This is a genomic window from Mesorhizobium sp. PAMC28654, from assembly GCF_020616515.1.
Lineage (GTDB): Bacteria > Pseudomonadota > Alphaproteobacteria > Rhizobiales > Rhizobiaceae > Mesorhizobium.
Window position 1 is genome coordinate 5,382,307 of record NZ_CP085135.1, and the last position, 13,664, is coordinate 5,395,970.

Consider the following 13,664-nt stretch of genomic DNA (forward strand, 5'->3'; position numbering starts at 1 on the left):
GAAAGGCATGTCGAGGCGTTCACCAAGGTCGGGCGGATATAAGGTTGGGAGGGTAAGCCTGTCAAGCATCGAAGCAACCAGTACGCCGGCATATTGTCATTCACGAAAAGCTTCCCTGCCCAGGCATTTGAGCACAGGTGCCGGGGTTGAGTTCGGCGGGGCACGCCGCTATGTCTCGGCCACGAATATTTCGAGTTCAACACGATGAAGCCGCGCATAGCAGTCCTCGGTTGCGGATACTGGGGCAGCAACCATATCCGCACTCTCAAGGCGCTCGGCGCGCTGCATGCCGTTTCCGACGCCAACCGCGCTCGCGCGGAAGGCTTCGCCAGCGAGCAGGATTGCCTTGCGATCGAGCCTGATCAGCTTTTCGTTCGCGACGATGTCGATGCCATCATCATGGCGCTGCCGCCGCAATTCCACGCTGATCTTGCCGTGCGCGCCGTCGAGAATGGCAAGGACGTGCTGGTGGAGAAGCCGATCGCGCTGACGGTGGCGGATGCCGAACGTTCGGTGCAGGCGGCCAAGGACAATGGCCGCATCTTCATGGTCGGCCATGTGCTGCGCTTCCACCCCGCCTTCGAGATGCTGAAGACGCTGATCGACAAGGGTGAATTGGGTGAGGTGAAGTACATCCACTCTCACCGGCTCGGGCTTGGCAAGTTCCACACCGAGAACGATGCGCTGTGGGATCTGGCGCCGCACGATTTGTCGATGATCCTGGCGATCACCGGCACCGAGCCGATCGAGGTGCGCGGCGAGGGCGCCGCGCTTCTCGACAATCTCAGCGACTTCGCGCACCTGCACATGCGGTTCCCCAACGGCCTGCGCAGTCACCTCTTTACCTCGCGGCTCAATCCCTATCGCGAGCGCCGGCTGACCGTGGTCGGCACCAAGGCGATGGCGGTGTTCGATGATGTCGAGCCGTGGGAGCGCAAACTCGCCGTCTACCGCCACGCTGTGTGGCAGGACAGCGGTCAGTGGGCCTTCACCGCCAATGAACCGTCCTATGTCGCGGTGGGCGAGGGCATGCCGCTAACGCGCGAGCTCGAGCATTTCATCCAGTGCATCGAGACGCGCGCCGAACCGCGCACCAGCGGCGAGGAAGCCATCAGGGTGCTGCGCATCCTGACCGCGGGCACCGTTACCCACAGCAGATCGAATTCCTGAGAAAAAGCGCCGCCTCGCCCCGGAGGGATCGGGAGGGCGCTGATTGCTTGAACTTATTCGGCCGGTATCCGCGCCGGGCGGGCCGCGAGCCGGCTTAGCATCGCCTCGGCCTCGGCGCCGCGCTCGGACCGCTCGATGAAGCCGCCGCCAAACACGCGGGCCTCGTTGCCGTCGTCGGAGTAGAGCACGCAGGCCTGTCCCGGCGCGATGCCGGATTCTCCGTCGACCAGCTCGACAAAGGTGGCGCCGTTGCGATGGTGGAGAACCGCGGGGCGTGGCGGGCGCGTCGAGCGGACCTTGGCGAACAGCTCCAGGCCGGCCGGCGGGATGTCGGCCAGCGAACCGTCGCCCAGCCAGTTCATGTTGCGCAGGTAGATCTTGTGCGTCTCCAGCGCCTCGCGCGGGCCGACGATGACGCGGGCGCGGTCGGCGTCGAGATGGACGACGTAGAGCGGCTCGCCAGAAGCGATGCCGATGCCCCGTCGCTGGCCGATCGTGTAGCGCAATATGCCCTCATGGCGGCCGAGCACGCGGCCGTCGATATGGACGATGTCACCCGGATTGGCGGCGGTCGGCTTCAGCTTGGCGATGATGTCGGAATATTTGCCCTGCGGCACGAAGCAGATGTCCTGGCTGTCCTGCTTGGCGGCGACCGTCAGCCCCATCTCCTCGGCGATGGCGCGAACCTGCGGCTTCGACAGGCCACCGAGCGGAAAGCGCAGATAGTCGATCTGCGCCTGCGTGGTGGCGAACAGGAAGTAGCTTTGGTCGCGGTCGGCGTCGACGGGCCGGTAGAGCGCACGGTGGGCGCCGTTGGCGCCGGAGCGGATGTAATGGCCGGTGGCCAGCGCATCGGCCCCAAGTTCCTTGGCGGTGGCCAAAAGGTCGGCGAACTTGACCGTCTGGTTGCATGAGACGCACGGAATCGGCGTTTCGCCGGCAACATAGCTTTCCGCGAACGGATCGATGACCGCCTTGCGGAAGCGCTCTTCATAGTCGAGCACATAGTGGGGAATGCCGAGCGTCTCGGAGACGCGGCGGGCGTCGTCGATATCCTGTCCGGCGCAGCACGAGCCCGCCCGGTGCGTGGCCGCGCCATGGTCATAAAGCTGCAGGGTGACGCCGACGACGTCATAGCCGTCGCGCTTGAGAAGGCCGGCGACGACCGATGAATCAACACCACCCGACATGGCAACGACGATGCGGGTGTCTTCGGGGCGTCCGGGAAGATCGAGACTGTTCATGGTTCTTTCATTCTGCACGGCGCTGAATGCCAATGACCGGAATATAGGTCAAGCTTTCCGGGCGCGCCAGCTTTGAGGTCGCGCCGATTTTCACCGGCGGATTCCTCACTTGTCGACGGATGATTCAAATGCCGGCGAAAAGACTAACGCAGCGTTCATGATCCTTACCTAGTCATTAGGGTCTGCTTAGGCAATTTTTAAAGCTGTGGCGGTAACGTGGTGGGGATTGGGTCTTTGAGTTTTTTGTAGAGAGTACGATGACCGATCTGGTTAGACCGCGAGTCAAATATGTTATCGGGCCTGACGGCAGCCCTCTTACGATTGCCGATCTGCCGCCGACGAATACGCGTCGCTGGGTCATCCGGCGCAAGGCGGAAGTGGTTGCAGCGGTACGGGGCGGGCTTTTGAGCCTTGAAGAAGCGTGCCAGCGTTACAAGCTGACCACCGAGGAATTCCTGTCCTGGCAGGCGTCGATCGATGAGTACGGCCTTGCCGGACTGCGCACGACGCGCATCCAGCAATACCGACACTAGGTTGGTTCGATCAATATAAAGGGCGCGGCAATCCGCGCCCTTTTGTCTTGCCGACCCGATTCTTCCGGTTCAGACCGTCAGCACCACCTTGCCGATCGGCCTGGTGCCGAGAAAGGCATGGGCAGCGCCCGCCTGGTCGAGCGGAAACGTCTTGGCCACGTGGACCACAAGCTTCTTTTCGTCGATCAGTTTGCCAAGTTCGACAAGACTGGCGCGGTCGGGCACCACGGACATGCGCTCGACGCGAATGCCTCTTTCCTTGGCTTGCGCCTTCGCTGGGTCGCTGACATTGAGCAGCGAAACCAGCACGCCGCCTGCCTTGATCACCTTCAGCGAGTGTTCGGCGTGGTCGCCGCCCACCGTCTCCAGCACGAGGTCGACATCGCCGACACTGTCGGCGAAATCACCTTTCGTGTAGTCGATGACCTCGTCGGCGCCGAGCCTGCGGACGAAATCGAGTTTTTCCGGGCTGGCGGTGGCAATGACATAGGCGCCGCGCGCCTTGGCGATCTGCACGGCCAGATGCCCGACGCCGCCGGCGGCGGCATGGATCAGCACGCGCTGGCCCGACTTCAATCCGCCATGGCGGACCAAGCCTTGCCAGGCCGTCAGTCCCGCCAGCGGCAGCGCGCCGGCATGGACATGATCGATGCCCGCGGGCTTGGGCGCGACTTCATCCGCTGGCACCGCGGCCAGTTCGGCATAGGCCGCCGCCTGCTTGGGAAAGCGCGGCATGCCGAACACAGCGTCACCGACCTTGAGATCCGTCACGCCCGGGCCCAACGCCTCGACGGTTCCCGAAACGTCCCAGCCGAGAATGAAGGGCGGCTCGCCGAGCAGCGCGAAATAACCTGCGCGCACGGCGCCGTCGACTGGATTGATGCCGGCGGCCCTGACGCGGACAAGCACTTCGCCCGCCTTGGGCCGTGGGTCGGGACGATCAGCGATGACAAGGACGTCGGGGCCGCCCACGGAATTCTGGATGATGGCACGCATGGAAGCCTCCTGCTTGTTTTACGCACCACTATCATTTGGATAGTAATGATCCCTTGTCCAGTATGTACCTTTTCTATATATAGGCACCCTATGGATAGCGAAGAGAGTTCCCCATTCGGCTATGATGCGTACCGGCGCACGTGCCCGTCGCATACCGTGTTGGAGATGTTGGCCAGCAAATGGGTCTATCTGGTGGTGTGCGCGCTGCGGCGGGGCCGGATGCGCAATGGCGAGCTTGCCCGCAAGCTCGAAGGCATCACACCAAAGATGCTGACGCAGACGCTGCGTGTCCTCGAGCGCGATGGCCTTGTGCGGCGTGAAATCTTTCCCGTCATCCCGCCGCGCGTCGAGTATGAGCTGACCGAACTCGGCCAGAATCTAGCGGGATTGCTCACTCAGATAAGAGCCTGGTCGGAACAGCACGCGCCCGACATCAAGGAGGCTCGGGCTCGCGCGACCATGGAAGGTGAGGCCGCCTAGAGCATTCAGCTTCGCAGTGGCTGGCGCCTGGATTGCGCCCCCTGCTTCAGCCGATCATGGCGCTGCGGCCGCCAATTTCAGTGTCGCGGATCTTGGTGTCGCGCGACTCCAGCATTTCCGCCTTGGAAAGCTCCGCTTCAGCTTCGCCGAGTAGTGATTCGGCAGCGCTTCGTTGCTGGGCGAGATCACTTTGCGAATTTCTGAGGTTGTCGCGGCGCAAGCGCGCCGCCTTGGCGAAGGTCGGATAGGCGAAATGGTTGATGTCGGTGATGCCAGCCTTCTTCTCTTCAGCGGTGATCTGAAGCTCCAGCTCGACGGCCATGCGTTCGAACTCGGCAATCATCATGTCGAGCTGCAGCAGCTGCCGCCGCTTCTCGTTCACCTGAAACTGTTTCAGACGAACGAGGTTTTCACGTGACTTCATGATTCGGTACTCCCGGAAACGCACACCCGCACATATCGTCCAATCCGCCCAGAAAGGCCCAAGCGTCACCCGTGTCCACCGGCTTTCCCCGAACTATGGGAAACAAAATCCTAAAGTTTTTTGCCGGCGGTAACCATTCGTTTACGGGCATTGTTAATCATACGGCTCAGGACTTAAGGCCGGGTAAAAATTCCGGCTAGCGATGCGGAGCGCGGCCGATGAGTCCCTTGAGTCACTTAGGCTGGATTATTAATGTGTTGCATTAGCGATTTGGGTCTGTGATTCATTATTAGATTCAAGAGGGTGTAGAAAGGGGTTAAAAAATCTGGTACCGTTATGGATGCGGAATTAGGTTTTGTTAACCATTCGATGGCAGCCTCTGCGTCAGGCAATCACTGCTACCGGCCCGGATGGGTCGCGAAATGGTCCGGCAGCAGAAAAGGGGAATGAAATGCGTGTTCTGCTGATTGAAGATGACAGTGCAACCGCACAGAGCATCGAGCTGATGCTCAAATCGGAAAGTTTCAACGTCTATACGACGGACCTCGGCGAAGAGGGGGTCGATCTAGGCAAGCTCTACGACTACGACATCATCCTTCTCGACCTCAATCTCCCGGACATGTCGGGTTATGAAGTCTTGAGAACGCTGCGCCTCTCCAAGGTGAAGACGCCGATCCTGATCCTGTCCGGCATGGCCGGCATCGAGGACAAGGTGCGCGGCCTTGGCTTCGGCGCCGACGACTACATGACCAAGCCGTTCCACAAGGACGAGCTGGTGGCGCGAATCCACGCCATTGTGCGCCGTTCCAAGGGCCACGCCCAATCGGTCATCACCACCGGCGACCTGGTCGTCAATCTCGATGCCAAGACCGTCGAGGTCGGCGGCCAGCGCGTGCATCTCACCGGCAAGGAATATCAGATGCTGGAGCTGCTCTCGCTGCGCAAGGGCACCACGCTCACCAAGGAAATGTTCCTCAACCACCTTTATGGCGGCATGGACGAGCCGGAACTGAAGATCATCGACGTCTTCATCTGCAAGCTGCGCAAGAAGCTGGACGCGGCTTCCGGCGGCCAGAATTACATCGAGACGGTCTGGGGCCGTGGCTATGTGCTGCGCGAACCGGAAGATATTCGCGTCAGCGCCTGAACGAAAAACGCCTGCCTGATTCGTTCCCCACGAAAAAACCCGGCCTTGGCCGGGTTTTGCTTTTATGCGTTGATGGCTGCGTGAATCAGGCGGCGGCTTTCAAGGTGCGGAAACGCTCGAGCAGTTGTGGTCGGTTGAACGGCTTCAGCAGGTAGCCTTGAGCGCCGGCGCGCTTGGCCCGCATGATCGAACCCACGTCCATCTCGACCAGGGAAATCAAGATCTGGGGTGTCACCTGGGCCTGCATGGCGCGTACGCGGCGGATGAAATCCACGGCCTGCATGTCGGGCAGGGCGCCATCGACAACAATGACATCGGGCATGTCTGCCGCGCACATCTCCACCGCGTCAAGCCCGCTGGCCGCTTCGATGACAACCATGTCGGAGCCGCCAAGGATGCGCTTTGCAACCTTGCGGATGACGCTTGAATCGTCGACGAACATGCAGCGTTTCATTCGGGGTCCTCTTTGCCATGTGGTGATCTGGCAGCGGGGCATCTGAACCGGCATCATGGACCAATCTGGTAAAGAAGCCGAAAAGCGATTAGGTAAAATTTTTGCCAAGATGACTTTTGCGGCGCTTTATTCGCGGATGCTGTCGCCGCATTGACGAAAAGGACCTGATGTAAATGGATTTTGACGCTTGGATGGTATTGTATGGGGGCAATACTTCAATTTGGCTTGGCGGCAGAAGAATCCATTCCTGAAAGCCAAAGCGCATCGCGTTTGAGCGGATTCATGCGACGCGCTTCAGGTCTTTTGTTTCATGCATGCCGTTATCCCGAAACGCCAGGCATTTTTGGGCGACATGCGTCGCCTTTGACTGGAAATCTCAGGCCGCGGAAAAAGCGATTTCTTCCGCCGTGGCGTGGATCGATATCGTCATGTTGGCTTCGCGCGCCAGAAGCAGCGTGTAGTAGGGCTGCACGGAATGGGCGTCGATCGGTTCCTCGGGCTTATTGCCGGAGTGCAGTTCCAGGAACTTTGGCGGCACCCGCAACATCGGGCCCGCAGCGGCAAGCACGAAGCGTGGCTCGGTTTCAAGGTTCTCCAGCGTGACGGTCAGTTTGCCGCCACGCGGAATGGCGGCATTGGCGACGAGGAGGAGGTTGAGCAGCAGCTTGACCTTGTTCTTGGGCAGCAGCGCACGGGTGCCGTTCCAGATCAGTTCCGGCTTTTCGTTCTTTAGGAAGCCGATTGCCACGGCCTCGGCGTCGCCGGTGTCGATCAGCATGCCGGCGGAGCCGGCGGCGCCGAAGGCGATGCGGGCGAACTGCAGGCGGGCCGAAGCATTCTTCGCGCTCTGGCGAATGAGCTTCATGGCGTCTTCGTCGGCGCCGCCTTCGTCGAGCAATTCAAGCCCGTTGTTTATGGCGCCAACCGGCGAAATGATATCGTGGCAGACCCGGCTGCACAAAAGCGCCGCGAGGTCGGGTGCGGAAAGGGTGAACAGATCGGACATCGGCGAAAATCCCTGCAAAACTTCACAACTCATGGCCGAGCGATCGATTGTCTCGCCTGCCCACACGAATCACGCTTTTCTCCCGGGACCCTGAATACACAGTGCCCGTGCGAGCAGCAACAAAACCAAAATTGTCGTTATCGCAAATGGTGCGTTCACGCAGGGTACGACTGCCTGAGCGGTGCGAAACTAGCCTTCGAACCGCCATCTTCATGTGAGAGCTTAATGGTTGAAAAAGAATTACGGCATAGTTTGCCCGTAACAGTCATCCTTAACGGCCGCCAAAGAGCCGTGCGGGTGCGAGGCGTCGGCGAAAGTGCTCCATGACGGAGATTGGAAGCATGTTTTCCCGATATAACGGCCGGACTTTTTTCCGCGCCATCTCAATAACGATTGCGCTCATGGGTGTTCTCGTCTTTTCGACCTCGGCCCTGCGGGCCCAGGAATACACTGCTCAGGAGATCGTTGATTCCGGTCACAAATTCTTCGGCGCGACATCAGGCGGTCTGGCGACCGTCGTCGAGAAGATTTTCGCTTCCTACGGCTTGCCCAACGGCTATCTGCTGGGTGAGGAGGGGTCGGGTGCGCTGATCGGCGGCCTGACCTATGGCGAAGGCACGCTCTACACCAAGAATGCCGGCGATCATAAAGTGTTCTGGCAAGGCCCGTCGCTCGGCTGGGATTTCGGTGGCGAAGGCTCCCGGGTCATGATGCTGGTCTACAATCTCGACGATGTCGGCAACCTCTACAACCGCTACGGCGGCGTGGCCGGCTCCGCCTATGTCGTGGCCGGCGTCGGCTTCAACGTGCTGAAGAACAACAATGTGTTGCTGGTGCCGATCCGCACCGGTGTCGGCGCCCGGCTTGGCGTCAATCTCGGCTATCTCAAGCTGACCGAGCGGGCGACCTGGAATCCGTTCTGAGCCGCGTGTGGCTTGGCTCGGGGTCCGATCCATGAGGCCGTGAATCCGACCAATTGCCGCGGCAGACTCTTGCCGCGGCGCTGGATTTCCGTCATGCGAACGTGGCACAGTTCTGTTCTGGCTGTTGGTTGCCGTCCATACGGGTTGTCGCTTTGGTTCAGTCGATACTGTTCTTTGCCCTTGGCTTTCTCGTTGCCGGCTTCCTGGCGCTGCTGGTGGCGCCGGCAATCTGGCGCCGCGCGGTTGCGCTGACGCGCAGGCGCGTCGAGGGCTCCATGCCGCTGACGCTTCCCGAAATCCAGGCCGACAAGGACCGCATCCGCGCCGAGTACGCGATGATAACGCGCCGGCTTGAAATCGATGTGAAGTCCTTGCGCGCGAAGTCCGCCGAACAGCTCGTCGAGATCGGCCGTGCCCGGGAAGCGCTGAAAGGCCTTGCGGTCGAGCGCAAGGACAAGAACGAGGCGCTTTCCGAACTGGAAGCCAAGAACGAGGCGCTGCGGCACCGCGAGGAGCAACTGCAGCACCTGTCGGACCGGATGACCGAGACAGAGCGTAAGCTGGGGAAGCGGGCTTTGGAGCTCGAAAAGCTGGAGCACATGTATGATGACGCCAGCTTCTCGTCCAGCAGCCGGCAGATCGAACTGGTGGCGCGCGAATCCGAATTGCAGAAGCTGGCCGACGACATCGCGGCGTTGCGCGCCCAGCGCAAGGAGGCGGACCGGCGCGGCCAGGAGATCGCGGCCGAGAGCAAGGCGGCGCGTGATGCCTTGAAGGCGGAAAAGAAGAGAACCGGCGAGTTGGACAAGAAGATCGAGCGGCTGCTCGCCACGCTTGCCGATCGCGAGGACAAGCTCGAGCGCCGCGAAAAGGAGCTGACGCGTCTGCGCGACAAGGCGAAGGGCGATGGCGCGGACAATGCACCTGCCTTGCGGCTGGTCGGGACGCAAGGCAATCCTGCCGATAAAGGCGCCAAGGGCGACGATATCGAAAAGGCGATCACCAGGCTCGACAGCGAGCGTGAGCGGCTGGAAGCCAGGTTGACGACGCTGGCTCGCGAGAACAAGCGGCTGAAGACGGATCTTTCCGCCTTCGAGGCGACGAAAGCCGCGAATGGCAACGACTCCAGCCATGCCAGCTCGGCATTGCGCGAGCAGATGAACGAACTGGCGGCGGAGGTCGTCAATCTGACGGCGAAGCTCGAGGGGCCGGATTCGCCGATCGCCAAGGCGCTGGCAACCCCGCAGGACGTGCGCCCTCCCAGCGGCGAACGCAGTCTTGCCGACCGTGTGCGGGCACTGCAGAAGGCAGAATCGCCGAGCTGAAAGTCAGCGCCCCTGCCGCGAAAAATGATGCAGCGCGATGGCCGACGCGGCGGCGACGTTCAGGCTGTCGAAGCCCGCCGACATGGTGATCCGCACGGTATGCATGCGGCCAAGAAGGCTATCCGGCAGGCCTTCGCCTTCGGTGCCGAGATAGAGCGCCAGGCGTTCCGCTCCCTTTGCTTGCCGAATGTCGGTCTGTCCGCGCGGTGAGAGTGCGAATTGTTCGAAGCCGTGACGGACAAGCGTTGCCGTGAAGCCGGCGGTGTCGGTGAAGAACGCGAAGGGGACTTTCAGCACCGCGCCGACGGAGACGCGGATAGCCTTGCGGTAGAGCGGGTCACAGCAGGTGTTATCCATAAGCACGGCATCGGCGCCAAAGGCGGCGGCGTTGCGGAAGATCGAGCCCATATTGTCATGATTGGCGATGCCGATGGCCACGACGACCAGTGCGCGGGCGGGCAAAGCGTCCAGCAGGGCTTCGGCGGGCAGGTCAGCGCGCTTGAGGCCGATGGCCAGTATCCCGCGATGCATTTGGAATCCGGCAACCCTGTCCATGACCTCGCCAGCAACGACATAGACCGGAAGGTCCGCGGGCGCATTGCGCAATGTGTCGCCAAGGCCGGCAAGGCGGTTTTCCAGGACCAGCACCGATTCGGCGGAGAACCTCTGCCCCGAAAGCAGCATGTCCAGAACCACCTTGCCCTCGGCAATGAAGCGGCCCTGCCGCCCGGCAAGGTCGCGCTCGCGGATGTCGAGATAGGCGGCGACACGCGGGTCTTGCGGGTCGTCAATACGGATGGGGACCATGCGTTCCTCGGCGGCGCATCGGCCCGAAGATCGGAATCGACCTTTCGGCGGGCACGATGCTTGGCTTCAAAGCTTCAGAGCGAGGCATCCGGCAGGAGGCCTCGCTCTGAAAATCACAGCAGGTAAGCGGTGAGGGTGCTTGCCGGTCAAGCCCTGGCGCGGCGAAGATTACTGTATGCTGCCTCAGGCACTTTCCCTTCGCCGAAAATGCCGTCCAGCATGGCAAGCAGTTCATGCACGGCCTCGGACTTGCAGGAATAGTAGATCATCTGTCGGTCGCGGCGGGTTTCCACGAGGTCAAGGGCCCGCAATTTGGCGAGATGCTGCGACAGTGCGGATTGGCTGAGCATCACTTTCTCGGCGATGGCGCCGACCGACATTTCGCCGTCGGCAAGATAGCTCATGATCAAAAGCCGTTTCTCGTTGCCCATCAGCATCAGGAAGGCGGCCGCTGATTCGGCGTTGGCGATTAGCTTTATCGAGACCATTGATCCCCCATATCTTTCCGCTGACCGAACGCTATGGGGGCGATAGCGCTTGGTTCCATAGATTCACTTGTCAAATCGCGCTGGCGATTCAGTGTCCTTATAAAAGGTAGAACATTTCGCTCAAATCTCAAGGCTTGCTTTCGATCCTACGCGATTAACTGTCCGATTGTGCATAATCCGCTGCCCTGCCGGCCTTGGCCATGTCGACTAGAACATGCCGTAATTTGTTCGCGGCCTCCAATGGACTGGGGAAGAAAACCCGGCAGGTCTCGTCGCCCGAGACAAGATCCATGCCATCGGCATCAAAGCCGGTGAGGGTCCAGCCATTGCCCGCCGACTTGGCAAAATGCTGTGCATAAACGGCGATTGCATCGAGATGGTCGGCATTCATGTGATCGAGCGCGGATTGTTCGCTCGCGGCCAGTTCCTCGACGACCGGCCCGGTGGTGACCAGATCGGCACGCTCGAGCAGATAGGCCTTGCTGAAACCGCCGTTGAGACTGGCGCGCTCCGGCTCGAGGCGAAAGATCGAGAAGTCGCCAAGCCCGGCATAGAGCTTTGCCTTGGGGTTGCGGTTGAGGTAGCGCCGCTCGGCATTGGCGTGTTCGCTCGATCCGCGCTCCAGCCGAACCGCCCGGCAGACCATGGTCAGGCGCGGATGCGCCAGGGCGTCACCCCTGCCGGGCTCGCCGACAAGCAAGGAGCAGCGCGGGTCGGCAAGGATCGCGCTGGTGTGGGCGGAGAGCATCGACACCAGGATCAGTGGTGCGCCGTCTATGTCGGTGGCCATGCCGACCCGGCTGGCCAGCGGTGCACCGGTGCCCGGCTCGATCACGGCGAGTGCGCCGAAACGGGCGCTGCGAACCAGCGTCTTCGCCAGACGGATCGCCTCGGCGTCGGTTTGGCGGATCACGTCCTTCTTGCGATCTTCCAAAATTATCGTCCTGCCAAGCTGATTTTAGTGATCCACTTATCAGGCGATGGCGTCTGGTTTGGCAAGGGCAAGCGTTTTCATGTCGCTATCCCAAAACCGCTTCGCACTTTTGGGGACATTATTTCGGCGCCATGCGGATGGCGCCGTCGAGGCGGATGGTTTCGCCATTCAGCATCTGGTTCTCGATGATGTGCAGCGCAAGCGCCGCATATTCGGAAGGCTCGCCCAGGCGCGAAGGGAAGGGCACGGCGGCGCCGAGCGAATCCTGCACGTCCTGCGGCATGCCGGCCATCATCGGCGTCTTGAAGATGCCGGGCGCGATGGTGCAGACGCGGATACCGGAGCGAGCGAGATCGCGTGCCACCGGCAGCGTCATGCCGACGACGCCGCCCTTGGATGCAGAATAGGCGGCCTGGCCGATCTGGCCGTCATAGGCGGCGACCGACGCTGTGTTGACGATGACGCCACGCTCACCGCCTTGTAGCGGCTCCAGTTTCGCGGTCCGGTCGGCGACAAGGCGGATCATGTTGAAGGTGCCGATGAGATTGACCTCGATCACCTTGCGGTACTGATCGAGCGGATGCGGGCCGTCCTTGCCGACCGTCTTCACGCCAATGGCGATGCCGGCGCAATTGACGAGGATACGCGGTTCGCCAAGCTTGCCCGCTGCCTCCGCGACCGCTGCCGCGCCACTGTCGGCGCTGCTGACGTCGCATTGGATGGCGATGCCGCCGATATCGGCGGCCACCTTTGCCGCCCGCTCGATGCCGACGTCGAAGATGGCGACCTTGGCGCCCTTGGCGGCAAGAGCACGCGCCGTCGCTTCGCCGAGCCCCGACCCGCCGCCGGTGACGATCGCGATGTGGCCGCTCGGGTTCATGTCAATCTCCTCCACCGGATGGCAAACGGGCTGTTTGCCAGGGCGGCATAACAGCACCCGGATGGTCAGGCAATCGCGGCCATGTGTCCGGCAACCCGCGCCTGATCGGCATGGCCAACCTCGCCGGTGAGCTTGGCGACCGCGCCCGGCACGATCTCATGCGACAGCAGCCGGTCGAGATCGACCGGGCGTGGCATGGAGATCTGTCCGCGCGGGATACGCTTGAAGCCGAGCGGGCCGTAATAGGGCTCGTCACCGACGAGCATCACGGCGGGCACGCCGGCCTTGGCGGCAGCCTCCAGCGCGATCGCCACCAGTCGGCGGCCGATGCCGAGGTTCTTGTAGGCCGGCCGAACGGCAAGCGGACCAAGCATCAAGGCGCGGCCGGCGCCGGCCGCGATGCGGGTCATCCGCACCGAGGCGGCGACGATATCACCGTCGACCGCCACAAAGGACATCGACCGCTCATGGCCACCGGCCTCGCGGATCTTGTAGGCGGCCAGCACGAAGCGACCGGGCCCGAAGGCCTCGTCGTTGATGGCTTCGATCTGGAGGTCGTGCGCCGGGGTTTCCGGCAGGTATTTCACGTCGGCAAGGCTCATGGTCTTTGCGTTCCGGTATGCGAGGAAGGTTTGCTGCAGACGGCAGCATTCGCCAGTCAGCGCTTCATCAAGCGCGGGCGCCCTTTCGTCGTCGGTCAAACCGGATCAAAGCAAAGTCGAACATGCGGATTTTCCGCTAGCATCAATTTTCGGCCACCGCAATCGACCCTTTCCCTGGCCCTATGGATTGACGGTCTGTTCAGCGTCGGATGATTTTCGCCTCGCTGCTTCACGCCCTACATGGGGACCAA

Annotated in this window: 16 protein-coding genes; 6 read left to right on the forward strand and 10 right to left on the reverse strand. The window is 61.6% G+C overall.

Annotation, left to right across the window (positions count from 1 at the left end):
• Nucleotides 1–204: 204 nt before the first annotated feature.
• On the forward strand, nt 205–1,170 hold the full coding sequence (locus LGH82_RS26395; protein ID WP_227345535.1) for a Gfo/Idh/MocA family protein: 966 nt from the start codon (nt 205–207) through the stop codon (nt 1,168–1,170).
• Between the two features lie 53 nt (nt 1,171–1,223).
• Here LGH82_RS26395 and mnmA read toward each other — a convergent pair whose 3' ends face one another.
• On the reverse strand, nt 1,224–2,414 hold the full coding sequence (mnmA, locus tag LGH82_RS26400; protein ID WP_227345536.1) for a tRNA 2-thiouridine(34) synthase MnmA: 1,191 nt from the start codon (nt 2,412–2,414) through the stop codon (nt 1,224–1,226).
• Between the two features lie 257 nt (nt 2,415–2,671).
• Between mnmA and LGH82_RS26405 the strand changes: the two genes are divergently transcribed.
• Nucleotides 2,672–2,947, forward strand: coding sequence for a DUF1153 domain-containing protein (locus tag LGH82_RS26405; protein WP_006203587.1), 276 nt, complete (start codon nt 2,672–2,674; stop codon nt 2,945–2,947).
• Between the two features lie 69 nt (nt 2,948–3,016).
• Here the strand turns inward: LGH82_RS26405 and LGH82_RS26410 are convergent, their stop codons facing one another.
• The gene (locus LGH82_RS26410; RefSeq protein ID WP_227345537.1) at nt 3,017–3,943 is read right to left on the reverse strand and encodes an NADP-dependent oxidoreductase; all 927 of its coding nucleotides are present in this window, start codon (nt 3,941–3,943) and stop codon (nt 3,017–3,019) included.
• A gap of 90 nt (nt 3,944–4,033) precedes the next feature.
• Here LGH82_RS26410 and LGH82_RS26415 point away from each other — a divergent pair, with 90 nt between their 5' ends.
• A complete protein-coding gene (locus tag LGH82_RS26415; protein ID WP_319799894.1) occupies nt 4,034–4,423 on the forward strand; it encodes a helix-turn-helix domain-containing protein in 390 nt (129 codons plus the stop codon).
• Nucleotides 4,424–4,469: 46 nt separating this feature from the next.
• On the opposite strand, the gene LGH82_RS26420 is transcribed toward LGH82_RS26415, so the two are convergent.
• Nucleotides 4,470–4,847, reverse strand: coding sequence for a flagellar export protein FliJ (locus LGH82_RS26420; protein WP_227349689.1), 378 nt, complete (start codon nt 4,845–4,847; stop codon nt 4,470–4,472).
• 451 nt (nt 4,848–5,298) lie between these two features.
• On the opposite strand from LGH82_RS26420, the gene ctrA reads away from it, so the two are divergent.
• Nucleotides 5,299–5,994 (forward strand): response regulator transcription factor CtrA, encoded by a 696-nt coding sequence (gene ctrA / locus LGH82_RS26425; RefSeq protein WP_006203583.1) that lies wholly within the window; start codon nt 5,299–5,301, stop codon nt 5,992–5,994.
• An 85-nt stretch (nt 5,995–6,079) separates the two neighbouring features.
• Here the strand turns inward: ctrA and LGH82_RS26430 are convergent, their stop codons facing one another.
• On the reverse strand, nt 6,080–6,448 hold the full coding sequence (locus LGH82_RS26430; protein ID WP_227345539.1) for a response regulator: 369 nt from the start codon (nt 6,446–6,448) through the stop codon (nt 6,080–6,082).
• Nucleotides 6,449–6,824: 376 nt separating this feature from the next.
• A complete protein-coding gene (gene chpT / locus LGH82_RS26435) occupies nt 6,825–7,454 on the reverse strand; it encodes a histidine phosphotransferase ChpT (protein WP_227345540.1) in 630 nt (209 codons plus the stop codon).
• 341 nt (nt 7,455–7,795) lie between these two features.
• Between chpT and LGH82_RS26440 the strand changes: the two genes are divergently transcribed.
• Nucleotides 7,796–8,377, forward strand: coding sequence for a DUF1134 domain-containing protein (locus tag LGH82_RS26440; RefSeq protein ID WP_413771394.1), 582 nt, complete (start codon nt 7,796–7,798; stop codon nt 8,375–8,377).
• A gap of 152 nt (nt 8,378–8,529) precedes the next feature.
• Nucleotides 8,530–9,702: a hypothetical protein gene (locus tag LGH82_RS26445; RefSeq protein WP_227345542.1), complete on the forward strand. Its 1,173-nt coding sequence runs from the start codon at nt 8,530–8,532 to the stop codon at nt 9,700–9,702.
• A 3-nt stretch (nt 9,703–9,705) separates the two neighbouring features.
• On the opposite strand, the gene LGH82_RS26450 is transcribed toward LGH82_RS26445, so the two are convergent.
• The 5 genes from LGH82_RS26450 to LGH82_RS26470 form a co-directional block, all read right to left on the reverse strand.
• Nucleotides 9,706–10,509, reverse strand: coding sequence for a TrmH family RNA methyltransferase (locus LGH82_RS26450; protein ID WP_227345543.1), 804 nt, complete (start codon nt 10,507–10,509; stop codon nt 9,706–9,708).
• Between the two features lie 146 nt (nt 10,510–10,655).
• Complete coding sequence (locus LGH82_RS26455) at nt 10,656–10,997, reverse strand: ArsR/SmtB family transcription factor (protein ID WP_227345544.1); 342 nt, start codon at nt 10,995–10,997, stop codon at nt 10,656–10,658.
• Between the two features lie 154 nt (nt 10,998–11,151).
• The gene (locus tag LGH82_RS26460) at nt 11,152–11,931 is read right to left on the reverse strand and encodes a HugZ family protein (protein WP_227345545.1); all 780 of its coding nucleotides are present in this window, start codon (nt 11,929–11,931) and stop codon (nt 11,152–11,154) included.
• 118 nt (nt 11,932–12,049) lie between these two features.
• A complete protein-coding gene (locus tag LGH82_RS26465; protein ID WP_227345546.1) occupies nt 12,050–12,811 on the reverse strand; it encodes a 3-hydroxyacyl-CoA dehydrogenase in 762 nt (253 codons plus the stop codon).
• A gap of 65 nt (nt 12,812–12,876) precedes the next feature.
• Nucleotides 12,877–13,413: a GNAT family N-acetyltransferase gene (locus LGH82_RS26470; RefSeq protein ID WP_227345547.1), complete on the reverse strand. Its 537-nt coding sequence runs from the start codon at nt 13,411–13,413 to the stop codon at nt 12,877–12,879.
• Nucleotides 13,414–13,664: the final 251 nt, after the last annotated feature.